The 26,636-nt window shown below is 63.3% G+C and carries 23 protein-coding genes and 1 pseudogene; 6 read left to right on the top strand and 18 right to left on the bottom strand.

Going from position 1 to position 26,636, the window contains the following annotated elements; genetic code table 11:
• Positions 1-136: 136 nt before the first annotated feature.
• From JQ641_RS35305 to putA, 4 genes are all read right to left on the bottom strand, one after another.
• Complete coding sequence (locus JQ641_RS35305; RefSeq protein ID WP_212001395.1) at positions 137-781, bottom strand: glutathione S-transferase family protein; 645 nt, start codon at positions 779-781, stop codon at positions 137-139.
• Between the two features lie 39 nt (positions 782-820).
• Positions 821-1,879: a phosphotransferase gene (locus tag JQ641_RS35300; protein WP_212001393.1), complete on the bottom strand. Its 1,059-nt coding sequence runs from the start codon at positions 1,877-1,879 to the stop codon at positions 821-823.
• A gap of 31 nt (positions 1,880-1,910) precedes the next feature.
• A complete protein-coding gene (locus tag JQ641_RS35295; protein ID WP_212001392.1) occupies positions 1,911-3,116 on the bottom strand; it encodes a CaiB/BaiF CoA transferase family protein in 1,206 nt (401 codons plus the stop codon).
• A gap of 134 nt (positions 3,117-3,250) precedes the next feature.
• Positions 3,251-6,262 (bottom strand): bifunctional proline dehydrogenase/L-glutamate gamma-semialdehyde dehydrogenase PutA, encoded by a 3,012-nt coding sequence (gene putA / locus JQ641_RS35290; protein ID WP_212001391.1) that lies wholly within the window; start codon positions 6,260-6,262, stop codon positions 3,251-3,253.
• A gap of 114 nt (positions 6,263-6,376) precedes the next feature.
• On the opposite strand from putA, the gene JQ641_RS35285 reads away from it, so the two are divergent.
• Both JQ641_RS35285 and JQ641_RS35280 read left to right on the top strand, forming a co-directional pair.
• Positions 6,377-6,838, top strand: a complete 462-nt coding sequence (locus JQ641_RS35285; RefSeq protein ID WP_212001390.1) for an Lrp/AsnC ligand binding domain-containing protein — start codon at positions 6,377-6,379, stop codon at positions 6,836-6,838.
• A 214-nt stretch (positions 6,839-7,052) separates the two neighbouring features.
• A complete protein-coding gene (locus tag JQ641_RS35280; RefSeq protein ID WP_212001405.1) occupies positions 7,053-7,631 on the top strand; it encodes a hypothetical protein in 579 nt (192 codons plus the stop codon).
• A 138-nt stretch (positions 7,632-7,769) separates the two neighbouring features.
• On the opposite strand, the gene JQ641_RS35275 is transcribed toward JQ641_RS35280, so the two are convergent.
• From JQ641_RS35275 to JQ641_RS35260, 4 genes are all read right to left on the bottom strand, one after another.
• Positions 7,770-7,970: a cold-shock protein gene (locus JQ641_RS35275; RefSeq protein ID WP_027539571.1), complete on the bottom strand. Its 201-nt coding sequence runs from the start codon at positions 7,968-7,970 to the stop codon at positions 7,770-7,772.
• A gap of 468 nt (positions 7,971-8,438) precedes the next feature.
• Positions 8,439-8,696, bottom strand: coding sequence for a hypothetical protein (locus JQ641_RS35270; RefSeq protein ID WP_212001379.1), 258 nt, complete (start codon positions 8,694-8,696; stop codon positions 8,439-8,441).
• Between the two features lie 486 nt (positions 8,697-9,182).
• Complete coding sequence (locus tag JQ641_RS35265; RefSeq protein ID WP_212001376.1) at positions 9,183-9,428, bottom strand: hypothetical protein; 246 nt, start codon at positions 9,426-9,428, stop codon at positions 9,183-9,185.
• Positions 9,429-9,780: 352 nt separating this feature from the next.
• Positions 9,781-11,514: an adenylate/guanylate cyclase domain-containing protein gene (locus JQ641_RS35260; protein ID WP_212001374.1), complete on the bottom strand. Its 1,734-nt coding sequence runs from the start codon at positions 11,512-11,514 to the stop codon at positions 9,781-9,783.
• A 213-nt stretch (positions 11,515-11,727) separates the two neighbouring features.
• Between JQ641_RS35260 and JQ641_RS35255 the strand changes: the two genes are divergently transcribed.
• On the top strand, positions 11,728-13,302 hold the full coding sequence (locus JQ641_RS35255; protein ID WP_212001404.1) for a glycosyltransferase family 39 protein: 1,575 nt from the start codon (positions 11,728-11,730) through the stop codon (positions 13,300-13,302).
• A 100-nt stretch (positions 13,303-13,402) separates the two neighbouring features.
• On the opposite strand, the gene JQ641_RS35250 is transcribed toward JQ641_RS35255, so the two are convergent.
• On the bottom strand, positions 13,403-14,434 hold the full coding sequence (locus tag JQ641_RS35250) for a YcjF family protein (protein ID WP_212001372.1): 1,032 nt from the start codon (positions 14,432-14,434) through the stop codon (positions 13,403-13,405).
• On the bottom strand, positions 14,431-15,894 hold the full coding sequence (locus tag JQ641_RS35245) for a YcjX family GTP-binding protein (RefSeq protein ID WP_212001370.1): 1,464 nt from the start codon (positions 15,892-15,894) through the stop codon (positions 14,431-14,433). Before JQ641_RS35245 ends, JQ641_RS35250 begins: the two co-directional genes overlap by 4 nt.
• A 229-nt stretch (positions 15,895-16,123) precedes the next feature.
• Here JQ641_RS35245 and JQ641_RS35240 point away from each other — a divergent pair, with 229 nt between their 5' ends.
• A complete protein-coding gene (locus JQ641_RS35240; protein ID WP_192736602.1) occupies positions 16,124-16,918 on the top strand; it encodes an SDR family oxidoreductase in 795 nt (264 codons plus the stop codon).
• Between the two features lie 196 nt (positions 16,919-17,114).
• Here JQ641_RS35240 and JQ641_RS35235 read toward each other — a convergent pair whose 3' ends face one another.
• Both JQ641_RS35235 and JQ641_RS35230 read right to left on the bottom strand, forming a co-directional pair.
• Positions 17,115-17,975 (bottom strand): hypothetical protein, encoded by an 861-nt coding sequence (locus tag JQ641_RS35235; protein WP_212001364.1) that lies wholly within the window; start codon positions 17,973-17,975, stop codon positions 17,115-17,117.
• A 190-nt stretch (positions 17,976-18,165) separates the two neighbouring features.
• Positions 18,166-18,942, bottom strand: a complete 777-nt coding sequence (locus JQ641_RS35230; protein WP_212001363.1) for a hypothetical protein — start codon at positions 18,940-18,942, stop codon at positions 18,166-18,168.
• A gap of 214 nt (positions 18,943-19,156) precedes the next feature.
• Here JQ641_RS35230 and JQ641_RS38795 point away from each other — a divergent pair.
• A pseudogene (locus tag JQ641_RS38795) lies at positions 19,157-19,313 on the top strand (short-chain dehydrogenase); the annotation flags it as partial.
• Between the two features lie 103 nt (positions 19,314-19,416).
• Here the strand turns inward: JQ641_RS38795 and mdlC are convergent.
• The 4 genes from mdlC to JQ641_RS35205 all read right to left on the bottom strand — a co-directional run bounded on the left by mdlC (position 19,417) and on the right by JQ641_RS35205 (position 24,372).
• Entirely contained in the window at positions 19,417-21,036 is a 1,620-nt protein-coding gene (mdlC, locus tag JQ641_RS35220; RefSeq protein ID WP_212001362.1) for a benzoylformate decarboxylase, read from the bottom strand.
• A 178-nt stretch (positions 21,037-21,214) separates the two neighbouring features.
• Positions 21,215-22,069: an HTD2 family dehydratase gene (locus JQ641_RS35215; RefSeq protein WP_212001357.1), complete on the bottom strand. Its 855-nt coding sequence runs from the start codon at positions 22,067-22,069 to the stop codon at positions 21,215-21,217.
• A complete protein-coding gene (locus JQ641_RS35210) occupies positions 22,066-23,193 on the bottom strand; it encodes a CaiB/BaiF CoA transferase family protein (RefSeq protein ID WP_212001356.1) in 1,128 nt (375 codons plus the stop codon). The genes JQ641_RS35215 and JQ641_RS35210 overlap by 4 nt, the downstream gene beginning before the upstream one ends.
• Before the next feature lie 9 nt (positions 23,194-23,202).
• Positions 23,203-24,372, bottom strand: a complete 1,170-nt coding sequence (locus tag JQ641_RS35205; protein WP_212001354.1) for an acyl-CoA dehydrogenase family protein — start codon at positions 24,370-24,372, stop codon at positions 23,203-23,205.
• Between the two features lie 110 nt (positions 24,373-24,482).
• On the opposite strand from JQ641_RS35205, the gene JQ641_RS35200 reads away from it, so the two are divergent.
• Positions 24,483-25,406: a LysR family transcriptional regulator gene (locus JQ641_RS35200; RefSeq protein WP_212001349.1), complete on the top strand. Its 924-nt coding sequence runs from the start codon at positions 24,483-24,485 to the stop codon at positions 25,404-25,406.
• Positions 25,407-25,411: 5 nt separating this feature from the next.
• Here the strand turns inward: JQ641_RS35200 and JQ641_RS35195 are convergent, their stop codons facing one another.
• Positions 25,412-26,002, bottom strand: coding sequence for a thiamine pyrophosphate-dependent enzyme (locus tag JQ641_RS35195; RefSeq protein WP_249151113.1), 591 nt, complete (start codon positions 26,000-26,002; stop codon positions 25,412-25,414).
• Positions 26,002-26,568, bottom strand: coding sequence for a thiamine pyrophosphate-binding protein (locus JQ641_RS35190; RefSeq protein ID WP_212001344.1), 567 nt, complete (start codon positions 26,566-26,568; stop codon positions 26,002-26,004). The genes JQ641_RS35195 and JQ641_RS35190 overlap by 1 nt, the downstream gene beginning before the upstream one ends.
• Positions 26,569-26,636: the final 68 nt, after the last annotated feature.

The raw sequence follows: 26,636 nt of genomic DNA, 5'->3' as shown, positions 1-26,636 counted from the left end.
CAAGCCCAATGACCTGACACCATCGACCTTGAAAGCAGCCTCCGATCGCCAGCGCCCTACCGCGCCAAATACCGCGCTCGCAAATCATAGGGTCACAAGCTCTCAGGATGACGGGAGACAGTACGAACGCGTCGCACTACGCGTAATGCGTCAGCCGCTTGCCGGGCAGCAAATCATAGGCTGACTTCCAGCCGGGCAGAGCAGCCATACGGCCAAGCCAGGCGCTGATGGCCGGGTGGCTCACCGCAAAATCATATCCGGTCTCGTCGCTCGGATAATGCAGATAGGCCATCATGGAGATATCGGCGATGCTCGGCCGTGCGCCGATCGTGAACGCACTCTGTTGCAGGTGCGTTTCCAGAATCCCTAAGTAATCGTCGAGCCGTTTGCGGTAATATTTCAGCACCGCGGGATCGGTGAACGGGATGAACGTCCGCATGAACCGGTATGAAGCCATGTAGCCGGTGAGCTTGTGGTTGTCCCAGAACAGCCAGCGCAGGAGTTCGAACTGTTCTTGTTCAGTCTCGCCGCCGAATTGGCCGAACTGCCGCGCCAGCTTCAGCAGGATCGGCGCGGTCTGGGTGAGACGGACGCCGTCCTCTTCCAGCACCGGGATTTCGCCCATCTCGTTGACCGTGCGCCGCCATTCCGCTGTGCGCGTGATGCCGCCGCCGAAATCGGTCCAGACCGGCTCGAAGGTCTGGCCGCACAGGGTCAGCATCAGCGCAAGCTTGTAGCTGTTTCCGGACTCCGGAAAATAATGCAGGCGGTAGGTGGGCATTCGGGCTCCTTGTTGCGCGGCCGCCGTGTTGCGTTATCGTCAGTTGAGCAGATCGCGGCAGCCGAGGTCGTCAACCGCCAGAAAAATCCGCTCGAGGTTGGGCCACCATACCCGTGGCGGGATATTGAACGCCGCCTGGCCGACGGGTCGCATGGTCAGCCACAGCACCGACAGGCGGTAGTCATCATCGAGTGCCTGACGGTCGTAGCCGCGCACGCCCTGCGCGAGCAGCGCGGCATGATAGCGGTCGAGCAGCGGCCGCTCCAACCGGCGCCGCATGTCCGGGTACCACAGCATCGCCATCATATAGGCGATGTCAGATGTCGCGGTGTCGACACTCCAGCCTTCCCAATCGATCAGACGGACGTCGCCGCGGCCATCGCGCGGCACGAAGCAGTTCCACCAATGGGCGTCGCCATGGACGAGCGTGACGTTGCGGCGTGCATGAAGCCGCGCCAGCAGGCGGGGACCTGGGTCGAGCAGCCGCTGATAGAGTTCGCGCCGCTCGGGAGGCATGACTTGACCATGCTGGCCGATGAACACAGCGAGTTCGTCGGCAAAGCTCGGCAAATAGTGCTCCCACTTCGCGGCGGGCCAGGTTCCGATCGAAGTGCCGAGGCGAGGATCGTCCCACCACGCGGCATGGAATTTCGCCCAAGCCACCATGATGCTCTCGCATTGCGCCTGCGATGGCGGTAGCGGGTGCTCGGTGGCAAAGAAGTGCGAATCGGTCAGATCTTCGAGCAGCAGGTGCCAGGGCGTGGTGTCAGTACTTTCGCTGGCCTCAAAACAGCGCGGTATCACGCCGGCGGGCAGAGACGGCGAAACGTCACGATAGAACGCAACCTCGCGCCGATTCGCGTACGCAGGGCGACCAGCGCTATCGAGATGCCCCATCTTGAGGATCAGGAACTCCGGAGCGGTTCCGGCAGGGCCGTCATAGCTCAGGCGAAGTCGTCGTGTGTGGGAGCGCTGTTTGACAATTGAGTTTACCACCGCGACGCCGCCAACCCGCGCCGGCCCGAGCGCTCCGCAACCGCGAAGTACCTCGGTGAGACGTCCGGCCTCGGCTGCTGTCGGGATGGCTTCCGCTGTCATTCACCTTCTGTCTGGTTCGATGATCAAGCCGTCACGCCACCGCGCCGGACGCGCGCAGCTTCTTGATCGCGGCCTCGTCATAGCCGGCGTTGCGCAAGATCTCGTCGCTGTGCTCGCCGAGGCCGGGCGGCTTGCGCGGCTGGACTTTCTTGCTGCCGTCGACCCAGATCGGGCTGCTGATGGTCATCATGGTGTCGTTCTCGAACGGCACCAGCACTTCGTTCTCGATCATCTGCTTGTCGCCCGGAATGTCGTCCAGGATGCCGACGACGCCGAACACCAGCCCGTTGCCGTCGAGGATCTTGCGCCATTCGGCGAGGTCTTTGCCGGCAAAGATTTCGTCGAAGATCTTGATCAGTTCCAGCGAGCGCGCGTGGCGCTCCTTCCTGGTTTCAAAGCGCGGGTCGGTCACCAGGTCCTCGCGGCCGAGGCAGCGCGCCAGTGTCGGCCATTGCCGATCCTCGTTCAGCAGCGACAGGATCAGCCAGCGGCCGTCCTTGCACTGGTAGTGATTGGTCACCGCGTTCAGCGCGCGCTCGCGCGGCCGCCGCTCGCCGAATTTGGCGCCGACCAGTTTGGCCTGTGCCAGCACCGAAGCCGCCCAGACGCCGTTGGCCATCAGGTTCGAGCTGACATGCGAGCCCTTGCCGGTCTTTTCGCGCTTGAACAGCGCGGTTACGATCGCGCCATAAAACGCCATCGCGCAGGGGTGATCGCCCATGCCGGCGATCGAACGCGCCGGCGTGGTGTGCTCGTCCGCGCGCACCAGGTCCATCAGGCCCGAACGCGCCCAATAGGCGTTCGAGTCGAAGCCGGGCTTGTTGGCTTCCTCGCCCTTTTCGCCATAGCCGGTGAACGACGCATAGATCAGCCGGTCGTTGAGATGCGCCAGGTGATCCCAGGTGATGCCGAGCTTGGTGCGCACCTGCGGCGGCATGTTGGTGATGAAGACGTCGGCCTCGGCGACCAGTTTGTACAGCACCGCCTGCGCTTCCGGCTTCGTCAGGTCGAGCGCCAGGCTCTTCTTGTTGCGGGCTTCCAGCATCCACGCGAAATTGTGTTCGCTGTGCGGGTAGCCCGGCAGATTCGGCAAATTGCGATAGGGATCGCCGGTAACCGGCGGTTCGATCTTGATCACGTCGGCGCCGAAATCGGACAGCACGGTGGCGGCCGCGGGGGCTGCGATGAAACTCGCGCAGTCCAGAACCTTGAGGCCGTCAAAAATGCCTTTTTCCATTGTCGTGCCGCTCCCGTGACGTTTGTTGGTTTTGTTCCGCTTGGAAATGTTGCAGCGCCATTTGGCCCATCTTGGGCAGCGGATGCAACGGCACTTCTTGCATACCCTCCCCTGGAGGAGGAAGGTAACAGCAACTACTCCCCGCCCGAGAGCAGGGCTGCATTACCGCCGGCGGCGGCGGTATTGACGGTCACCGTCTGTTCGGTGGCAAACCGCGCCAGATAATGCGGGCCGCCGGCCTTGGGGCCGGTGCCGGAGAGGCCATGGCCGCCGAACGGCTGCACGCCGACGACGGCGCCGATCATGTTGCGGTTGACGTAGATGTTGCCGACCTGAACGGCGTCGATGATGTCGTCCACAGTATCGTCGATCCGGGAATGGATGCCGAGCGTAAGTCCGTAGCCGGAGCCCTCGATCGATCGCAACGCGTGGCGAAGCCCGTCAGCGCGGTAGCGCACTACGTGCAGGACCGGACCGAACACCTCTTCCTTGAGTTGCACGGCATCGGACAATTCAAAGATGTGCGGCGCGACGAAATTACCCTCGGGCGCGGTGCCCGCAAAGTGCACCCGCGCTTCCTGCTTCATGCGCGCGATATGAGCGTCCAGGCGCGCTTTGGCCTCGGCGTCGATCACCGGGCCGATATGGGTTGCGGGATCAGAGGGGTCACCGATCCGGAGTTCACGCGCGGCGCCTGCGATCATCTCGATCATGCGGTCGGCGACGTCGTCCTGGAGCAACAGCAGCCGCAGCGCCGAGCAGCGCTGGCCGGCCGAGCGGAACGCCGAGGTAACGACGTCGTCGGCGACCTGTTCGGGCAGCGCGGTGGCATCGACGATCATGGCATTGATGCCGCCGGTCTCCGCGATCAGCGGCACGATCGGGCCGTCCTTGGCGGCGAGCGTGCGGTTGATTGATCGTGCCACCTCGGTCGAGCCGGTGAAGACGACGCCCGATATATCGGGATGCGCGACCAGCGCCGCACCGATCCGCCCGTCGCCTTGCACCAGATGCAATGCGGAAGGTGACACGCCGGCTTCATGCAGCAGCCGCACCGCTTCGGCCGCAATCAGCGGCGTCTGCTCGGCGGGTTTTGCGATGACGGCATTGCCGGCCATCAGCGCCGCCGTGACCTGGCCCATGAAGATCGCGAGCGGAAAATTCCATGGCGAGATCGCGACGAAGACGCCGCGGCCGCGCAAGGCGAGCACATTGCTCTCGCCGGTCGGGCCCGGCATCGCCTTGCCGTTGCCGAACTGTTCGCGGCCCAGTGCGGCATAGTAGCGGCAGAAATCGACGGCCTCGCGCAACTCCGACAGCGCGTCGTCCAGCGTCTTGCCACCCTCGCGTTGCAGCAGCGCGATGAAACGCGCCGCGCGCTGCTCCAGTAGGTCGGCAGCTTTTTCCAGTGCGCCCGCTCGTATCCCGGCCGGCGTTCGGCTCCAACTCCTGAATCCGGCACGCGCGGCCGATATCGCTGTATTCACCGCGGCCGGCGTCGCATCGGCGATAGTGCCGGCCGTCGGCTTGGTCTCCGCGGCAACACCGGCAATGAGCCGACCCAACGCCGCGCGCTCGCCGAATTCCAGCCCGCGCGAGTTCGCCCGCTGCGGCGAAAAAAGATCGCGCGGCAATGGGATGTTCGGATGCATGGCCTTGTCGGCACTGCCGATAACATCCGCCGGACGCCGGAGCAGCGTCGATACCGGAATGGCCTCATCGGCGGCGAGCGCGACAAACGACGAGTTGGCGCCGTTCTCGAGCAGGCGCCGCACCAGATAGGCGAGGAGATCGCGGTGGCTGCCGACCGGCGCATAGGTCCGGCAGGCGATATCAGGATGATCCTCGCTGAGCTGGGCATAGAGCGCCTCGCCCATGCCGTGCAGGCGCTGGAACTCGAAGCCGCTTTTGTCCTTCGCCAGTTCGAGAAGGGTCGCGACCGTCAGCGCGTTGTGGGTCGCAAATTGCGGAAAGATCTGCGGCCGCAAGCCCAGCAATTGCTGCGCGCAGGCGACGTAGTTCAGGTCCGTCATCGCCTTGCGGGTGAACACGGGATAACCGTCGAGGCCGCGCTCCTGCGCGCGCTTGATCTCGGTGTCCCAATAGGCGCCCTTCACCAGCCGCACCATTATGCGGCGGTTCAGGCTTTTCGCGAGGCCATCGACATGGTCGATCACCTCGCGGGCGCGCTTCTGATAGGCCTGGATCGCCAGCCCAAATCCGTCCCAGCCGGCCAATGATGGATCGGCGAATGCCGCCGCGATCACATCGAGCGACAATTCCACCCGATCGGCTTCCTCGGCATCGACGGTGAAATTCAGGTCAAAGGTCTTGGCCTGCCGTGCCAGCTCGATCAGACGCGGCACCAGTTCGCTCATCACGCGTGAGTGGCTGACCGCTTCGAAGCGCGGATGCAACGCCGAGAGCTTGACGGAAATGCCGGGCCGGTCGGGCAAGGGACGGTTGTTGGCGGCGCGGCCGATCGCATCGATCGCACGCGCATAGGAATCAAAATAGCGCGCGGCGTCCGCGGCGGTGCGCGCGCCTTCACCGAGCATGTCGAAGGAATAGCGCCGGTGGCGGGATGCATGCGCTTCGGCCCGCGCCAGTGCGGCCTCGATGGTCTCGCCGAGCACGAAATGGCTGCCCATCAGCCGCATCGCCTGGCGTGTCGCGGCGCGCACGGCGGGTGCGCCGAGCCGCTTGGTCAGCCGGCCGATGGTGCCCTGCGGCGTCTCGCCGGGCTGGATCACCCGCGCCGATATGCCGAGCGCCCATGCCGAGGCGTTGACGAGGAAGGCGCTGGACTTGGTCTCGTGATGCACGAAGTCGCCCTGGCCGAGCTTGTCCTCGATGAACTGGTCGGCGGTGCGGGCGTCCGGGACGCGCAACAGCGCTTCGGCGAGCACCATCAGCGCGAGGCCTTCCTTGGTCGACAATGCGAACTCGCGCAGCATGTCCTCGACGCCGCCGAGCGGATCGTCATTGGCACGAATGGCTGCGATCAGTCGCGTTGCTGTGCGGTCGATCCGCGCCTCCTGCTCGCCGCTCAGTTTGGCGGTGGCAAGCAGGCGGGCGGCGATGTCAGAATCATCGGGCGCGTAGGCCGCGTTGAGGGGCGGGAGAGGCGGTGGGCGGTCCGGCATGGCGATTCCCTCGGGTCTAACCCAATTTACCGCTGCTCCAACCGTAGTTCGATAGACAAATTCTCCATTTTGCCTTAGGAAATCTGGAGAATGGTCGAGATAGCCGGATAAACGATGGAAATCGACAAGATCGACCGCAAAATCCTCTCTATTCTTCAAGGGGATGGCCGCATTGCGAATGTCGAACTGGCCGAGCGGATCGGGCTGTCGCCGACCTCGATCGGCGAGCGCCTAAAGCGGCTGCAGCGCGATGGCTTTGTCGAGGGTTATGGTGCCCGGCTCAATCCGCATCGGCTGGGGTTGGGATTGCTGGTATTCGTCGAGGTGATGCTCGACAAGACCACGCCCGATGTCTTCGAGCGCTTCGCTGAAGCGGTGCAATCGGCCCCCGAAGTGCTGGAATGCCACATGGTGGCGGGCGGCTTCGATTATCTGGTGAAGGCCCGCCTCGCCGACATGACGGCCTATCGGCGCTTTCTCGGCGAGACCCTGCTGGCGCTGCCGGGGGTGCGCGAAACGCGAACCTACGCCGTCATGGAAGAGGTCAAACGCGACGCGCCGTTGCCGGTCGGGTAGCGCAGACAAGACGACCGTGACCAAAACGCACCACGCCAAAAATAGCCGAGGCCTGTTCCACAGGTGGCGGTCTTTGCAACTTGGCAGCGTGAAAGGCACGCGCTAATTCTCGGGCACCGCCGTGGCTTGGATAGCAGGGACCATGAGAGACGCTGATCGAGCGTTACGCCAGACGTTTGCCCGGCTTGCGGGCGTGCTCGGCGTTGTCGGGGTGATGTTATCAGGCGCGCCTTCCGAAGCGGCCGAAATGAGTTCGGCGGTCGCCGACCTCTATACGTCGGTGTCGATCTATCCGCCGTCGGCGAATTCGATGACGGTCTGTTACGGCTTCGTCTGCCGGCGCCGCCAGATACTGGAGTTCACGCCGCAAGACCGCACCGCGCTGACGCAGATCATGGCCGCGGGCCGTGCATCGGCCGTGGCCGAACGCGCGGCGGTGCAGAAGGCCGTGGTGTGGTTCGACCGCCGTATGGGACCGATCCTCGGCACCAACAAGCGCGTGGCGAAAGCGGATTTCCGCTACTTCGACGACAAGCACAATTACGATTGCTGGGACACCACTCGCAATACCACCAGCCTGTTACTGGTGCTGCGGGATTGGGGGCTATTGAAACATCATGCGATCGGTGATCCCCGCTATCGCGGCAATACGCTGGTGCTGCAGACGCCGCACAACACCGCGGTGCTGGTCGACCGCGCAACCAGGGCCGAATGGGTCGTCGACCTCTGGCCGCGAGGCTATCTGCAGCCTCCGGACGTCATGCCGGTCGAGAAATGGGTGAAGGAAGATTGAGCGGCCGGTCGGCCCAAAAAGAGTACGAGCAACTACGGTGCTCGCTCCGCCGAACGCTCACAGTTTTTTGAGAGTTTTTTTCAAGCCCGGCTCCCGGATTAGTTCCGAGAGCGCGCCGTTGCCGATCGCGCGGTAGCGCTAAACCTTGAGGTTCTCGGCCGAAGTCTTGCCGCGATTGGCAATCTCTTCGTATTCAACGGTCTGCCCTTCGTTAAGCGTCGAAAGCCCAGCTTTCTCAACTGCCGAAATGTGAACGAATACGTCCTTGCCGCCGTTGCTGGGCTGGATAAATCCATAACCCTTGGTCGGGTTGAACCACTTCACCGTACCTTTAGCCATTCACGTCGTCTCCGCGGAATCAAAAAAATATCCGAGCCGCCGGTCCCCGCACATACCGGGCATGCCCGAGACTTCAGGATACGCGGGTTGTGGCGGACTGGGTAGCGCAAACGGCACCACGGATTCCGCAAAAATCCGCCATATCGCACCGTATTTCCGCCGTTTTGCCCGTTTCGCGCTCATTTGACGCGGCGAAATCGTGGCCGCCGCCAACCTCGTCGATGGGAGGATCGACCGGAAATCCTCCCTCGCCTGGCGTGCGGGGGAGGGGTTCACCACAAAATAGACGCGGCGAGCGGGGGCATCCGCGCCTTCGTCCGCCGCTCGTTTCAGTCTTTCGCGGTGAGATAATCCACGATTCCGGAGCGGCGCCATCGGTAGCACCTCACTCTCACATTGACATTGCAACAACAGAAAACCCCGGTCGCGCTGGGCGACCGGGGTTTCTGAACCGAAATTGTGGTTCGATTAGTAGCAGACGTTGACGGTGCGGAACACAACGCCGTACGGGGTGTACACGCGGCGGCTCACGTAGCAGCCGTCGTAACCGCCACCGACGTAGCCGACGTTGAAGCCGAAGCCGTGGTGGTGATGGTGATGGCCATGGTGGTGGTGATGCGGGAAGGCGGGCCAGTGCACCGGCTTCGCCGAAGCGGCGGTCGGAGCCATTGCGATGGTGCCGAGGGTGGCGGCGGCAGCGATAGCGAGCGTAACTTTACGAAGCATGGTCTTTCTCCAGAAGTGAAGCGCGATCGACATCTTGTCTTGGCGCGGGTTGATCGTTCAGGTTTCAGTCTTACCCATCGCCCCATCAGTCGTGCGTGCGAGAAAGCCGGTTCGAGAAAGCCGCATTACATTGCGGACAACTACCTGAATGGCTGTTCAGATGTGAAACAGATCACACAACGGAAAGCCGCGATGGGCTAGGCGCGCCGGCTGCGCCGGATTTGACGTGGTTAATGGAGCGTCGCGCGCCTTCGTCATTGCGAGGAGCGAAGCGACGAAGCAATCCATCTATCGTCTCGCACGCTGCGAGATGGATTGCTTCGCGGAGCCTGTCATCGGGCGCGCATTCGCGCGACCCGTTGGCCCGCAATGACGATAGCAGTGGTAGCTGGGAGACCGCCGGCCCCATGGTCCTGAACGCCACCCACAACAGAAAACCCCGGCCGCGCTGGCGACCGGGGTTTCTGAACCGAATTTGTGGTTGGATCAGTAGCAGACGTTGACGGTGCGGAGGACAACGCCGTACGGGGTGAACACCCGGCGGGTCACGTAGCAGCCGTCATACCCGCTACCGATGATGCCGATGCGGAAGCCGTGGCCGTGGCCCCAGTGACCGTGGTGGTGATGGCCGTGGTGATGGTGGTGGTGATGCCACGCCGAAGCGGTGGTGGGAGCCAGCGCCATAACACCGAGGGAAGTGGCGGCAGCGAGAGCGAGAGCAACTTTACGCATGGTCTTTCTCCTTCAATGATGCGCGTTCGACATCTTGTCCTGGCGCGGGTTGATCTTTCAGTTTCGGCCTGGGTTTCAGTTTTCAGTCTGACCCATCGTCCATCAGTCGTACCCGCCAAAACGCGGGTTCGAGAAAACTGCGTCTCGATCGGCCAGAATTTTCTGAATGCTTGTTCAGGGAAGGTGAGGATCGCGAATGGAATCGTAGGGTGGGCAAAGCCAACGGGTCGCGCGAATGCGCGCCCGATGACAGGCTCCGCGTGCCCACCATCGTCACGGCATTCGCACGAGAGAATGGTGGGCACGGCGCAAATGCGCCTTTGCCCACCCTACGACTTCCGCTTACACCGCATCACGCCGCGGCGGCGTTCTCGTCGATCAGCACCGACAATTGCTTCGCATCTGAAACGCTGCGCACGATCATCGGCTCGTTGCGTCCGCGGATCTCGACTTCATGTTGCGGCAGCGCGTCGGCGGACAGGCCTGCCGCGGCGCGAACCTCGTCCGAAATCACCACCTCGCAGACAAGGCTCTTGGTCATGTCCTGCAGGCGTGCGGCGACATTGACGGGATCGCCGAGCGCGGTGAACACCATATGGTCGCGGTAGCCGATGTCGCCGACGATCACCTCGCCGCCATTGATGCCGATACCGAAACGGATCGGTTCGCGCAGATCATGTTCCAGAAATCTGTTCACCTCGTCGACATTGGCGGCGATCATGGCGGCGGCCCGCAGCGCCTGCCGGCAGGCCTCCTGCCTGTTCGTGGCAAGCCCGAACAGCGCCAGCATGCCGTCGCCGACGAACTGGTTCGGCCGGCCGCCGCTTTCGATCACCGCCTGCGATACCGCGCCGAGGAATCGATTGACGATGAAGACGGTGTCGAAGGGCAGGCGTTTTTCCGCAAGTTTGGTCGAGCCGCGCATGTCCACGAACATGCTGACGAGATAACGCTCCTGGCCGATCCGCGTCGGACTGGACGACGGCGCGTCGGCCGACTCCGTGTGCGGCAGGAAGAGCTGGAAAAAGGAGAGATCGTTCGCCGGCCGCAACTGACAGGCGAGGCGGATCGACGGATCCGAGGTGCCAACGCGGCCGAGCACGAAGGCTTCGCGCTGCGAGGGTTCGGGCAGGTCGTGGTGATCGCCGATGATGCGGATACGGCAGGTCGAGCAGCGCGCCCGGCCGCCGCACACGCTGGCATGGGGCACGTTGTGGCGCAGGCTGGCCTCAAGCACGCTGAGGCCCTTGGGCACCCGGATCGTTCGGCCGTTGCCATAGGACAGGTTGATCATGCCGCCGCGGCGCTCGTGGATGGCACGCGCGCCTTTTGCCAGCAGGGCAATAACGAGCAGGCCCCAATAGCCGATCAGAAGATAGTCCGTGATTTCGTTCAGCACGGCTTTTTCGGCCGGTGTCCCCGTCTGGGATGGTTTGAGGTTCTCCGCCCGCCATTCGACACTGTCGCTATCGACGACGATGCGCCCGCCCTGATAGAGGCCGAGCATGGCAAGCGTCGGAATCAGCACCGCGATGGCCAGCAGATAGGGCGCGGCGGTCTTGTAGAACGCCTTCATGCGCAGCCACAAATACAGACCGATGCAGCCGTGCGTCCAGGAAATCACTAGTACAGCAAACAGCATCCACATTTTGAGCGGCGGCCATGAGATCCAGTAGGCAAAGAACACCTGCGGGTAGAGTATTTCGAGGCCGTACAGCGAATAGCCGAGCCGCACGCCGATCACGTGGGTGATGATCATCGCGGGAATGCTCAGGCCCAGCACAAGCTGCAGCGGTTCGATTGCCTTCCAGCGGAATTGCCGGCGCTCGTACAGCGCCCAGATGCCGAGCCCGGTGTGAACGAGGCAGGCCGCATAGAACACCAGCGTGACCGGCAGGGAATGCCAGAACAGCGTGTGCCAGTAGACGCCGCTGGCCAGGGCCTCCATCGAGATATTGCCGAGCGCGTGGTTGACGAAATGGCTGACCAGATAGGCGAACAGCACCACGCCGCTGCCCAGACGGATTTGCCGCAGGCTGGTGCCGCGCAGGGTGGCTGTGATTTGCTTAGGGGACAGGGAGGCCATGCGGTCCATCAGTGAAGCTGTCGGCGACAATATTGCCTTATTCGCTTGGTGAACACCCTGCAACGTGGTCCCGGCAATCACCTTTCCGCCTGGAAATGTTGACACCCCCTCGGGAGTCGAAGAAAAAGCGCCGTGACGAACGCCCCCGACAATAGCAACAGACTGGATAGCGCCGGCCGGCCATGGCTTGCCGTGGTGGCGCTGATCGCCGCGATGACGGCGATGCGGCTGATCTATGCCGGGGTCATCGAGCTGCGCACCGACGAGGCCTATTACTGGACCTGGTCGAAGGAGAGCGTGCTGGCCTTCCTCGACCATCCGCCCGGGATTGCCTGGCTGATTCGATCAGGCACCGCGATTTTCGGCGACACCAATCTCGGCGTGCGATTCGGCGGCATCGTGGCGATGCTGGTCACGCAGCTCTTGCTTATCGATATCGTCCGCCGCGTCACGCATGATTTCCGTGCCATGGTGTTCGCGGCCCTGATGCCGGAGGCCGCGCTTTATTACGGGCTGCTGATGGCGAAGGTGACGCCCGATACGGCGATGATCCCGCTCGCGGTCGCGATGCTGTGGTCGCTGGTCCGGCTCCATGAAAGCGGCAATGCGCGCTGGTGGCTCGCCGCCGGGCTGTTCGCCGGCCTGGCGATGCTGTCGAAATTCACCGCGATCATGCTGCTGCCCGCAGTGCTGGCGTTTGCGCTGGTGCCGGACTGGCGGCGGCGCTGGCTGCTCAGTCCCTATCCATGGGCAGCGGCGCTGATTGCATTGATCATGTTCGCGCCGGTGCTGATCTGGAATTACCAGCACGACTGGGCCTCGTTCCGGTTCCAGTTCGTGCGCGCGGTCGCGACCCATCAACTGTCGCTCCGCACCGTCGGCGATTATCTCGGCCTGCAGTTCGGCCTCGTCGGCTTCGTGCTGTTGCCGGTGGTGCTGTCGGGCGTGGCGCTGACGGCATGGCGCGGCTACCGCCATCGCGAGCCGGTCGCGATCCTGCTCTCGACCGCGGTCATCGTGCCGTTCGGCTACTTCTTCTGGAAGTCGCTGACATTGCGTGTCGGCGACACCTGGCCGATGTTCCTGTGGCCGGCCGGATTTGCCGCCACCGCCATCAACCTCGCGATGCTGCCACGCGAGGGCTGGCCGGAAAGGATGATCACATCCACCAACAAATGGGCGAGGGTGGCGGTGATCTCCGGCATCGCCTTCGTCGTCGGCGTGTTCTTCTATTATGTCGCGGTTCCCTGGAACCTGATCGGCCGCGCCGATCCGGTCGGCGGCGAGGCCGGCTATGAGCAGGTGGTGGCGCGCGCCCAGGATCAGTTGCAGAAGACCGGCGCGACCTGGATCGCAACCACCGACTATCGCACCTACGCGATGTTGCGCTGGTATTTTAATGGCCGCGTGCCGGTCATCCAGATCAACGAGCGCGGCAGGTTTCAGGGCTTTCGCGATCCCGGCATGAATCTCATCCGGGATCACGCCGGCCTCTACGTCGCGCGCGAGCCGGACAACCGCCTGCCGATCTGGGATTTCACGTCAGCCAAGCGGCAGCCGCTCGAACGCGTCGAGCGCAGCTGGCGCGGCGTTGTCATGGATACCTATGCGCTGGAAAAGCTGACCGGCTGGACGCCCGAACTCTCACCGCCGCCGGACACGCCGCTGTTCCGCTGGCGCGTGTTGGCCGGGAATGCGTTACCGCTGAGTGAAACGCAGCATCAAATGATCTCAAGCAGCGGTGGCTTCATCCTTCGAGACGGCGCTTTGCGCCTCCTCCAGCGATGAGCTTACGCTCACGCGGGGATGAGGTCTTAGACCCTCATGGTGAGGAGTACGGCAACGCCGTGCGTCTCGAACCACGAGGCCATGATATGCGCTAGAATAGTCACTCCTCGCCGTCGCGCTTGCGCAGAAGGTCTTTGGCGAGATCGCCGAGCGCGGGCCGCGGCAGTGCGGTGAAGGGTAGTGGCCGCGTCACGTCGATGGCGGCGAGGCCGAGCCGGGCGGTGAGCAGCCCGTTCAGCACGCCTTCGCCGAGCCGCTGCGAAAGTTTGGCCGCGATGCCGTGGCCGAGCATCTGCTGCACCAGGCTGTCTCCAATCGCCATGCCGCCGGTAACCGCGAGGTGGCCGATGACGTGGCGCAGCAGGCTGAGCATGCCGAGCGTTCCCGGCCGGCCGCCATAGAGCCGCGCCAATTGTCGGATCAGCCGCATCGCGGCGACGAACACGAACAGCACGTCGATCAGCGCGCGCGGGCTGACCGCTGTCACGACCGAGACGCGTTGCGCTGCCGTGGAGACCAGCCGCCGCGCTTCCTCGTCGAGCGGCGCCATCAATTCGCGCTCCGCCAGCTTGATCATGTCGGCGCCGTCGATGATGTCGTCGGCGTGACCCACCAGCGTGGCGCGGGCGCGCGCCAGTTGCGGGTTCTGGTGCGCGAGCTTCAGCAAGTCGTTGACGATGGCCCGGCTGGCGGCGCGATCGTCGCTGAGCAACACTTCGGCGGCGCGCTGGTGCAGCTTCTCGATGGCGGCGAGCCGCGCCAGCCCGAACGCTTCGCGCGCGATCACAACCGTCAGCGCAAGCGCCGCGGCGACGGCAAACGTCAGCGCGACATAACCCATTGTCTGGCTGCGCGCGAACAGATCCTCGATCAAATTGACAACGCCGAGCCCGAGGCCGAGCAGCACCAGCCCGCCGGTGGCGGTCCAGAACAATGTGCCCCAGCGGAAGCCGCGCCTGGCCGGGACCAGCGGCCTGTCGATCGGCACCGGCAATTGCGCAGGGTCAGGCTCCGGCGTGATGTGCACCGTGCCGCGCGCGGGGCGGCTGGCATCATCCGGATCCATCACGATCACGCCGGGATCGTCGAGCTTGAACGTCGCCGGCCGCCGATGAGGCGTCTTCTCGCTCATTGCAGTTTGTCTCCGATCAGGAACTGGAGGGCGCGGTCAAGGCGGATGTGAGGCAGCGCCGGCTCTTCGCCGCCTTCGCGCTGCAGCAGCGGCGGCCGGAAGCGCAGGAAGCGATAGTCGGCCTTTTCGGAAGGCGTGCTGGAGAGGCCGCGGAACGTGCCCTTGAACAATTCCTCGGGATCGCTGGGCAGGTCACCCGGAAAGGTCGCGACCTCGGTCTCGCCGTCGAACGTATCGCCATTGGCGACTTCACCTGAGGCCGGTGTACCCAGTAGCGAAGGTAACTTCTCCCGGCCGCGCGCGACCATCGCCTCGCGGGTGGCGCGCACCGCGGCAAGCGCCACGACGTCGATGGCGGCGCCGGCATATTCGGCGCGGTCGGCCGCCTTGGCGACGGCACGGCGCAGTATTGCCTCCAGCCTGTCATGGCTGGAATGATGCAAGTGGTCGGCCTTGGTCGCCGCAAACAGAATGCGATCGATCCGCGGCCGGAACAGATTGCTCAGGATCGTGCTGCGGCCGATCCGGAAACAATCGAGAATGCCGGCGAGCGCGGCTTCAAGGTCGTGCAGCGCCTCCGGTCCGGCGTTGAACGCCGCGAGCGCGTCGACCAGCACGATCTGGCGATCGAGCCGCGCGAAATGATCGCGGAAGAACGGCCGCACCACGACGTCCTTGTAGGCCTCGTAACGCCGCCGCATCATCGCCCACAGCGAACCGTCGGGCGCGCTGCCGTCGATGGGCACGTCGAGCGGCGCAAACGTCAGCGCCGGCGAGCCTGCAAGATTGCCCGGCATCAGGAAGCGTCCGGGCGGCAGCAGGCTCATCGCAAAGCGTTCGTCGCGGCAGGCGCGCAAGTAATCGGTGAACAGCTTTGCGGCCATGCGCGCCGCCGGCTCGTCCTCGCGGGCCTCGGCGATCAGCGTCGCCAGATGTTCATGCCACGGCGCGGCGAGCTTCTCGCGCGGGCCTTCGCGCGAGAGGGCCAGGCTCTCGGCCGACCATTGCTCGAAACTCTTGTTGAGCAGCGGCAGGTCGAGCAGCCATTCGCCGGGATAGTCGACGATATCCAGCGTCAGCGTGCGGTCGGCGCCGTTCTGGCGCTGATAGTCCATCACCAGTCGTAACTCGCTGATGTCGACGGTGGAGGCCGGCCAGCGCCGCTCCTCGATCAGGGTGCGGACGTGGTTCTCGTAATCGAAGCGCGGCACCGCATCGTCGGGCTGCGGCTCGAGCCGCGCGCGGGCGATGCGCCCGGTCGCATACGCTTCGAACACCGGAAACCGGCCGCCGCGGGTGAGGCCGTGGATCAGCGCCGTGATGAACACGGTCTTGCCGGCGCGGGACAGGCCGGTGACGCCGAGCCGCACCGTCGGGTGGAAGAAGCTGTCGCCGTAATCCAACAGCGCCCGCGCCGACAGCCGCGCTTCCTCGACGATATCCTGAAAACTGGGGGCCATGCGTCGTGGAGGGCTCGATGAGAGGGCAGGAGACAATGGGCAGGCGATCACCCGCAAAAGTGGCGATTGGCGGGCCAAAATCAAGCTTCAGTTGCGGCGGCGGCCGGGGGATCGGACGGCGCATTGACGATCCGGGGGGCACGTTTTATCGCTCCGTGACAATTTTCCGGGCGAGGCTTACGTTTCCGATCCGGGTTCAGTTGAAAATAGTAATCAAGGGAGAACGGCCATGCAGGTGACCGGAAAAGTCGTGGTTGTCACCGGCGGCGCCAGCGGCATCGGCCGCGCGCTGTGCGAAGCCTTCCACCGCGCGGGCGCGGCCAAGGTCGTGGTCGCCGACATCAATCCGGACGGCGCGCGAACCGTTGCCACGCCGATCAATGGCGCGGCCTTCAAATGCGATGTCGGCAAGGAAAAGGATGTCCTGCACGTCATCGAGGAGACCGAGAAGCAATTCGGCCCGATCGCGCTGTTCTGTTCCAATGCCGGCATCGGCGGCGGCTTCGATCCGCTGTCCACCAACGCGGGCGGAACTTCGGACGAGCCCTGGTCGCGAAGCTGGGCCGTTCACGTCATGGCGCATGTCTATGCCGCGCGGCACCTGATCCCGCGCATGAAGGCGCGTGGCGGCGGCTATTTCCTCAACACGATTTCAGCGGCGGGTCTTCTGTCGCAGGTCGGCAGCCCGGCCTATTCGACCACCAAACATGCGGCCGTGGGCTTTGCGGAAAATCTGGCGATCTCGCACAAGGCCGACGGCATCAAGGTTTCGATCCTGTGCCCGCAGGGCGTCGATACCGCGATGCTCAGGTCGATTCCCAAGGGCCCGCAATCCGGCGACGGCGACCTGTCGGCGGAACAGGTGGCGCAGGACGTGCTCGCGGGCCTGGAGCAGGAAACCTTTGCGATCCTGCCACATCCGCAGGTGCTTGGTTACATGCGCAAGAAGACCGAGAATTACGATCGCTGGATATCAGGCATGGCCAAGATCCAGGCCAAGATGCGGGAAGCTTACGGGAAGTGAGACGGAGCGCGCCCCGCAGCGGCCGGTGCTCGACCGGCTCGCGCTGATCGACCCCCGCGCGCTAGCGCTTTGCCAGGACCGAGGCGCACGCGCAAAATTGGGGACAAAGCTTTTGGTTGCCGCCGGGGCGGAACGAATCGCGCCGGGCGCCGGACTTCGCGGTGTTGATCGCGCCATGGCGTTTGACCGCGTTGACCTAAGGCTTAGATTTTTGCCTCGTGCGATCGTCTACTTCGGGAGGCCCTTGAAGTCTGTCGAAGGGTGCCGCTGAACTTGATCCGGTCGAGGTCCAAATGACGCGACCCTGAGACACGTTCTTTGGATTGGGCCTTTGTCTCGACGAAAGGAATAGCTTTGTTTCGCCGCCATCACCATAAAGTCGATGAACGGAAGGCCGATATGTGTGGGGTTGCGAATAAATGTGCCGAAAGTCGCAGAACTCTGCGTCAATGATAAGCAAGAAACTAAAACGGGCCAAATTCATGTGAATGCCGACAACGACCCCGTTGCTGATGTGCGGGCGGTATTGCAGGCCATGTTCGTTTGCGTTCGGGTCAGCCAATACGTACATACCTGCGCCGTTTTCAAATTCTCCGCGCTCGATGGCGGCGCGCATCTTGTTATAATCAAGTGGCTGATTGTGTTTTATGCCCTGCATGCGAACGAGGCCTGCTGCGTGCGTCCCCGCAAGAACTTTTGCACTCCATGCCTCCAACTTAGGAGCGTCTATGAATACCCATCGGCTCGTTAAGGCTGCCCCGTATCGACGCTTCGTGAGGAACTGAGTGGAGGGATATAATCTCGCAAACATCTTGCCGGCCTGATCGTCCAGGGGCGAGAGCGCTTCATTATGTCTCTTACAGAGCACCTTGGAGCCCTGGACTTCTACGGGCACGATTACATCGACTGTCGGATCAGCGCCCGGAAAGCCTCTCACGGCAAAACGTCCGGGTATCTTCTTGATGAGGTTCTGCGAGATTTGATGTTCGCGAGTAAGGCCGCCGCCGCAGTTCTTTGTGAAACTCAGGTAGCAGCCCTCTTGTTCAACGCCGGTCACTTCTCCGTGCGGCGAGAAATTAAAGCGCTTCGATCGCGGCTGACCGTCAATACGCCGGCAGCAACCGGAGTATAAACTGCCGCTCTCACATGGACACTGGGGACCTGACCAGGGCAGGTTGAGTTTGAGTTTCGGCATTCTAAATCAAGGTATCCAGTGGCCGCGCGTTTAATCGTTTCACCGTCGGAGTTCAATCAAACCATGTGGTTTCGCCGGGAAGATTTTGAGTGGGAATCCAAATCCCGTGGTGGGTATCACGCTCAGGTACGAGTTCATCCCAAAATAGGTGGCCTACACGCAAAACGCCATGATGCGAAAAAATCAACGGCTTAAGAGGGATTTGCTCGGCGAGTGGCCAAACCTGTCGAATACCGAGGGCCGCGGCATAGGGTTCTGGCTTTGCTTCGAGCCAATCTACCGTCGTGCTGACTACGTGAAAAAAGCAATGACCAAAGTAGAATGTGGTTGTTTGGGCATTAAGCAGCTCTGGCTTGGGCTCGTCGTCGAGGTGAGCGGCTGCAGCTCTATGCCAGAAGGCACATGGTGACATGGCAGGCTGGCACAGTCCTAGATAGACTTGGAACGGAATAGCTTCGAGACCGCAGTCTCTAAAGGATTTGCGCTGCTCTGGCGTAGTTGCGAGCGTATTCGTGTCCGCGAACTCGCAGTTCATCGTCACCATCACGGCCCAATTCGCGATAGCGCGCGCCGTGTCGGCCGCGAGATTTTGCCATTCGCCTTTCGTAAGCAGAGGAACGAGAAAAGGAATTGCGGTATCGTGAATGTTGCGGCCCCAAATATTGTTACAGGGTCCACAAAGCAACTTCATCCTCTGCGATGCCGCGCCTCCGGGCCGATTTAGGCGGCCTTTTGCGGCCGTGCGGATCGGCTCTTCAAGATCGTCAATTGTTTCGCTGCGCGTTGTCTCATGGAGGGTCCGGTCACCGGTAAAGACGTGATTGCTCACCCAATTCCCGAAGATATGTTCTCGCGTAAGCTTGGCGCGCTCCTGACAATATATGCATACGCTGGTAGGCTTTGGGCGCGCCATTTGACTAAACCTAACGTTACTTTTGGTAGGAAGTGATATCTTAAGGTTACACCCAAGCGGAAAGGGTCACGCTTGATGTCCGTCATTTTCCACTAGTTTCTCGTCCATGACCGCATCGACGGAACAGGAGCAGGACGTGCTCGCGGGCCTGGAGCAGGAAACCTTTGCGATCCTGCCGCATCCGCAGGTGCTCGGTTACATGCGCAAGAAGACCGAGAATTATGATCGCTGGATATCAGGCATGGCGAAGATCCAGGCGCAAGATGCGGGAAGCGTACGGGAAGTGACGGAGCACTTGCTCCGTCATTCCGGGGCGATGCAAAGCATCGAACCCGGAATCTCGAGATTCCGGGTCTGGTCCTGCGGACCATCCCGGAATGACGGCGAGAGCTAGTCCTTCTTCGTGTAGAGCAGCGGCACCGCTGAATCCACCATCACCTCGATCAGGCTGGCACCCTGATGCGCCAGCCCGCGCTTCAGCGCAGCGCCGAGCTCCGATGCCTTGCTGACGCGCACGGCGTCGCAGCCCATACCCTCGGCGATCTTGACGAAGTCGATGTCCGGCAGTTCGAGGCCGGGCACATTGCGGACCTGCATCACCTGGCTGAACGAGCGCATCGCGCCGTAGCCGGAATTGTTGATCACCACCACCGTCAGCGGCAGTTTGCGCTGGGCCGCGGTCCACAGCGCCTGGATCGAGTACATCGCCGAGCCGTCGCCGATCAGGCAGACGGTGCGCACCTCGGGACGCCCCAGCGATATTCCGACCGCCGCGGGCAGGCTGAAGCCGAGGCCGCCGCTCGCCATGGTGTAGAAACTGTCCTGCCCGCGCATCGGCATGAATTTCTGCATCGCCGGGCGATGCGACGGCGCCTCCTCGACGAGGGCTGCGTCTTTCGGCATGGCATGGAACAGCGCATCAAGCAGGAATTCGGTGGGGATCGGATCGGCTGCCGTGGGCGCGGGGAGTGGCGCGCGGCCTGCCGGGATCACGCGTTTGGTTTCGGGCAACAGGTCCAGCAGCATCGCCAGCGCCGGCTTCATCGTCGCGACGATGCTGGTGCCTGACGGTGTTACCGCTGCGGCGGTCGGATCGTCGGTGATCTGGAAGATCGTGGTGGCGCCATCGAAGATCGCGGCGTGGCCTTCGACATGGAAGGTGAAAATTGGCGCGCCGATCACGACCACCAGGTCGTGGTCGCGCAGTGCGTCGGACACCTGTCCCGGCGAGGCGTGCAGGAAGCCGGCGAATTGCGGATGCCGCTCCGGAAACGAACAGCGCGCCGAGAATGGGCTGACCCACACCGCGGCGCGGGCTTTTTCCGCCACGCGCACCATCAGGTCGACGGCCTCCGCGCGGTCGACGCTGGGGCCGACGACGAGGGCAGGGCGTTTGCTCTCGTTGAGCGCTGATACCAGCGCCTTCATCGCAGCCGCATCAGGCCCGAGCTCGCGGCTGACCTGGCGCGCCTCGACCGGCTGTGTCGGCCGCGTCCAGTCGTCGACCGGCACCGAGACGAAGGTCGGCCCGCACGGCGGCTGCATCGCGACGTAATAGGCGCGGGCGATCGCGGCCGGCACGTCCTCGGGCCGCGCCGGCTCGATGCTGTATTTCACGTAAGGCTGCGGAAACTCCGTCGCCCGTTCGGCAAACAGGAACGGCAGCAGCGGCATGATCGAGCGCGCCTGCTGCCCGGCGGTGATGACGATCGGCGTCTGGTTGCGGTAGGCGTTGAAGATATTGCCCAGCGCATTGCCGACGCCGGCGGCGGAATGCAGGTTGACGAAGCCGGCGTTACGCGTCGCCTGCGCATAGCCGTCGGCCATGCCGACCACGGAGGCTTCGTGCAGCCCCAGCACGTAGTCGATGTCGTCAGGCCAGTCGCTCAGGAACGGCAATTCGGTCGAGCCGGGATTGCCGAACACTTTTTTGACGCCGAACGCCCGCAGCAGGTTGAAGGTGGCGTCCTTGACGGTGGTGGATTTGGTTTCGGTGGGCTTGCGGGACAAGGGATGTCCTTATTTCGTCATTGCGAGGAGCCAACGGGTCGCGCGAGCGCGCGCCCGATGACAGGCTACGCGACGAAGCAATCCAGATTTTTGCCCGCAGTCAAGATGGATTGCTCTGCGGAGCCTGTCATCCGGCGGCGCTTCGCGCCGACCGGGTGGCTCGCAATGACGACCTAGCTTACCAGCTGGCCGTACCCTTCATGGTCGGCTGGCCGTCCGAATTGGCGGTCCACAGCTCCATGCCGGCGCCGGTGTCGTCGGCATTGACCGAGAACTCGCTGCCTTCGAACAGCGGCTGCACGCCGCGATAGCCAAGTTTCTTCGGCGCCGCGCCGCCGTGCAGTTTGGCGGCGAACTCCACGATCAGGGCCGCCTGCAGCGGGCCGTGGAACACGAGACCCGGATAGCCTTCGACCTTGGTGACGTAGTCGCGGTCGTAATGGATGCGGTGGCCGTTGAAGGTCAGCGCCGAGTAGCGGAACAGCAGCACGGGGTCGGCCATGTGGCTCTCGCGGTGCTTTGCGACCGGTGGCGGCGGGGGCGCCTTGGCAGGGGCGGCCGGCGCCGCGCCCGACAGGTCGCGGTAGACGATGTCCTGACGCTCGCGGATCGCAACGCCGCGCGGTGTCGTGATGGTGTGTTCGACTGCGACAAAACATAATGCGCCGGTGCTGCCGGTCTTCATGGTGACGTCGGCAATGCGCGAGGTGCGCTTGGCTTCATCGCCGACGCGCAACGCATCCAGGAATTCGAGTTCGCCGCCGGCCCACATTCGGCGCGGCAGCGGCACCGGCGGCAGGAAACCGCCGCGGGTCGGATGACCGTCCGGGCCGAGCATCGACATCGGAAACACCGGCTGGGCCAGGCACCAATGCGTGGTCCAGGGCGCAGCGTCGCCGGTTTTGGGTTCGCTGATCTCCTGAAACAGCGTCGCGCGCAAACCCTTGACGAGTTGCGCGGTGACGGTGTCCGAGGCCTCGGTGGTTTTTCCGATCCAGCCGCGCAAATGGTCGAGGTCGAGTTTTTCCGTCATGACGATTTTGCCCGTGCAGAAGCCTTGGGGAGTTCGACGTGCTCGCCGATCGCAGGCACCGCGCCGTAATGCCTGCTCTCGCCGACGAAGATCGCAGCCGGCGCGGCGTAGCTGACCTTGCCCTTCGGCGTTTCGACCTCGATACGGCGCAGATGGGGATGTACGGCAAGGTCGGCCATGGTGTTGACCTCGGCAAAGGCGATGTCGGCGTCCGCCAGCCGCTTCAGCAGATCGACGCGATCCATCGTGGCAAAGCTGTCGGCCACGATCTTGTCGGTCACAGTGCGATTCCTGACGCGCTCGACCATGTTGGCCAAGCGGGGATCATTGGGCAGGTCGGGCTGATCCAGCACCTCGGCGCAGAGCTTCTTCCACTCGCGCTCGCTCTGGATCGAGATCAGAATGCCCTTGCCGTCCTTCGACTGGAATACGCCGTAGGGCGCAATGGACGGATGCGCCAGCGCCATCCGCTTCGGCGGATTGCCGGCTTCCGAATTGATCAGCGGCACCGCCATCCAGTCGGCCATCACGTCGAACATCGAGATCCGGATATCGGCGCCCTTGCCGGTGCGTCCGCGTGCAATGAGCGCTTCGAGGATCGAAGCATGCGCGGTGGCGCCGGTCGCGATATCGACGACGGAAATGCCGACGCGGGACGGGCCTTCCGGTCCGCCGGTGATCGAGGCGAGACCGCTCTCGGCCTGGATCAGGAGGTCATAGGCCTTGCGGTCGGCATAGGGGCCGTCATCGCCATAGCCTGATATGGTGCAGCAGATCAGCGCCGGATAATCCTTGCGCAAGCGCTCCAGCGAGAAGCCGAGCTTGTCCATCGAGCCAGGCTTGAGGTTCTGCAACAGCACGTCGGCGCTGGCGATCAGCTCCTCCATCGCCGCGCGCCCCTCTTTGGTCGCGAGGTCGACGACCACGGAATTCTTGCCGCGGTTGAGCCAGACGAAATAGCTGCTCTGTCCCTTCGCCGCGGCGTCGTAGCCACGGGCAAAATCGCCCTCGGGGCGTTCCACCTTGATGACATGGGCGCCGGCATCCGCCAGCCGCGAACTGCAAAACGGCGCAGCGACCGCCTGTTCGACGGCGACGACGATCAATCCTTCAAGCGGCAGCATTATGTGTTCTCAGTAGGAGCGGGGCATGCCGAGCACGTGCTCGGACACGAAGGACAAAATGAGATTGGTCGAGATCGGCGCCACCTGATAGAGCCGCGTCTCACGGAACTTGCGCTCGACGTCGTATTCCTCGGCGAACGCAAAGCCGCCATGGGTCTGCACGCAGGCATTGGCGGCTTCCCAGGAAGCGTCCGCGGCCAGCATCTTGGCCATGTTGGCCTCGGCGCCGCAATCGAGCCCGGCTTCATATTTGCGGGTGGCTTCCTTCACCATCAGTTCGGCCGCGCGCATCTGCGCGTAAGCCTTGGCGATCGGGAACTGGACGCCCTGGTTCTGGCCGATCGGACGGCCAAACACCACGCGCTCCTTGGCATAGGCGGTGGCTTTGGCGATGAACCATTTGGCGTCGCCAATGCATTCCGCGGCAATCAGGATACGCTCGGCGTTCATGCCGGACAGGATGTAGCGAAAACCCTTGCCTTCCTCGCCGATCAGGTTTTCGGCGGGCACCCGCATGTCCGTGAAGAACACTTCCGTGGTGGCGTGGTTCATCATGGTGCGGATCGGGCGGATCTCGAGGCCGTTGCCTTTCGCTTCGCGCATGTCGACGATGAACACCGACAGACCATCGGTGCGCTTCTTCGCATCCTCTTTTGGCGTGGTGCGCGCCAAGAGGATCATCAGGTCGGAATATTCGGCGCGGCTGGTCCAGATCTTCTGGCCGTTGACGATGTAGCCGTTGTTGCCGTCGCGCTTGGCAAAGGTCTTCAGCGAGGAGGTATCGGTGCCGCTGGTCGGCTCGGTGACACCGAACGCCTGCAGCCGCAATTCACCGCTGGCGATCTTGGGCAGCCATTTTGCCTTCTGCTCGTCGCTGCCGTGCCGCAGCAGCGTGCCCATCGTGTACATCTGGGCGTGGCAGCCGCCGCCATTGCAGCCGGCGCGCTGGATTTCTTCGAGGATCGCGGCCGCCGCCGACAGTTTCAGCCCGGCGCCGTTATATTCCTCGGGGATCAGCACCGAGAGATAGCCCGCCTGCGTCAGCGCATCGACGAACTCGCTCGGATATTTCATCTCGCGGTCGAGCTTGCGCCAGTATTCGCCGGGGAACTGGGCGCAGAGTTTCGCGACTGCGTTGCGGATATCGGCGTACTCGTCGGGTTGTTCGTGTGCGGTCATTTGAAGTGCCGTCGTTGTGATTGGGGATGGGCTTGCAGTTGTGAAATTACGGTGAAGTCCCTATGCTCAATTGTTATAGCGTATTAACCTGCATTCCAAGATTGGCAAGCATGGATTTCCGACAGCTGAGGACGTTCAGTTGCGTGGCTGAACTCGGAAGCCTTAGCAAGGCCTCCGACACGTTGCGGGTCGCGCAGCCGGCGCTGAGCCGCCAGATCAAGCTGCTCGAACACGAGCTGCGCGCCGAGCTGTTTACCCGCAACGGCCGCGGCATGGTGCTGACCGAAGCCGGCCGCCTGCTGCTGGCGCGGACCGCCGGCATCGTCCGGCAAATCGATCAAATTCGCGACGATATCCAGTCCTCCGGCGGGCCGCCGTCGGGACGGGTGGTGCTGGGTCTGGTTCCAACGGTGAGCTGCGTGATTTCCGCGCGCCTCGCCCGCCGTACCGTGGAAAGCTACCCGGGCATCTCGCTCTGCATCGTCGAGAGCTACAGCGGGCATTTGATCGAATGGTTGCACCGCGGCCAGATGGATCTCGCCGTGATCTACGGGCCGTCGGCCGATCTGCACCTCACCGTGCAACACCTCGGCCGCGACAAGATCGTGGCCGTCGGCCCGCGCGGTTGCGGGCTGACGAAGAAGAAGCAGGTCGATATCGACTGGCTGCTGCGGCAGCGGCTGGTGTTGCCCAGTCATTCGCACGGGCTCCGGACTCTGATCGAGCATGCGGCGGCAAAGAAGAAATTGAAGCTCGATGTGCAGGTCGAGGCGGACTCGTTTCGCGTCCTGACCAGCCTGGTCGAGGAGGGGCTCGGATACGCCCTGCTGCCGCCGTCCTCGCTGCGTGCGGAAGTCGCCGATGGCCGGCTGGAAGTTGCCACGATTTCGAAACCGGCGCCGATGCGCGAACTCACCATCGCGTCCCCCATCGAGCATCCCGGTTCGACCGCCATCACGCTCGTCACTGATCTGCTCCGCAAGGAGGTCGAGGCCTGCCGCAAGGAAGGCCTCTGGGATATCCAGGTCGGCTGAGGCGATTACGTAACCGCAAACCCCAGATTTTCCCGGAACCGGTTCTTCAGGAACACACCGTCGCGCGGCGGCAGCGCACGATCGACATGGCCGGTGGCGATACGAATGCGCGCCAGCCGCGGCCCGGCGTCGGTGCGCTGCAGCGTCGGCCGATAATCGTTGACGCCCTTGATGTCGGTGATCTCGGTGACCGAGCGAAAGCCCGCGCCGGTCGCGATCACGTCGAGCTGGGCGCCGAGACCGGAATGGCTGACCTGCATGCCGGTCTCGCCAAAATGGCCGTTGTCGAGAATGACGATGGTCAAATTGCCGGGCGTCTTGGTGGCGATGGTCAGCAGGCTGCCGATCCCCATCAACTGCTCGCCGTCGCCGGTGATGACGGCGACCGGCCGCTTCGGCTGTGCCAGCGCAAGGCCAAGGCCGACCATTCCGGCTCCGCCCATCGCGCCCCACAAATAGAAATTACCGGGATGCTCACCGGCATCGAACACGTCGTAGGACGCCGAGCCGAGCCCGGTTACCACGAGCAGGTCCTTGCGATCGGCGAGCAACGACCTGACGGCCTCGCGGCGACCAAGCGTAAAATTCTGGACCATCACTTCGTCTCCGTCCATTTCTTGCGGCCGAGCATGCGCTGCGAAATCAGCACCGCGATCTGCTGGTCGCTCTCGAATGCCAGCGAACAGGCGGCCGAAATAATCTCTTCCGCGTCTTCGGGCCGTTCGAGCCTGAACACGGTGATACCCATGATTTCGAAGGCCTGCGGCGTCGCTCTCCCCATCGGGATTTGCCACGGGTTGAACTCGGCCCATTCGCCGCGCATCGTCACCAATGTCAGGAAAGGCAGGCGGCAGCTCGCGGCCAGCGAGAACATATTCACGCAATTGCCGACGCCGCTCGACTGCATCAACAGCACTGAGCGGTCGCCGCCGAGCCAGGCGCCGGCGGACAGCGCGACGCCTTCCTCTTCGGTGGTCAACACGGTGGTCTGGATCGCGGGATCGGCGTGCGACAGCTCGATCAGCCGGGTGTGGCCGGCATCCGGAACATAGGAGATTTGCGAGACGCCATGCGCTTTCAGCGTCTTGTAGATATGGAGCGGCCAGCTTTGCCCGGCCTGGGTATCGTCTTTGGCGTCATCCCTGACAGCAGCATCGTTCATGGCAGCCTCGGTTCCGGTCACGTCTCCTGCGTGACCACGCCCAAGGTTTAGCCCAGAAGACCGCAGTG

It is taken from the genome of Bradyrhizobium sp. JYMT SZCCT0180 (assembly GCF_018130165.1).
Classification (GTDB): domain Bacteria; phylum Pseudomonadota; class Alphaproteobacteria; order Rhizobiales; family Xanthobacteraceae; genus Bradyrhizobium.
This window is presented reverse-complemented; position numbering and strand designations above follow the sequence as displayed.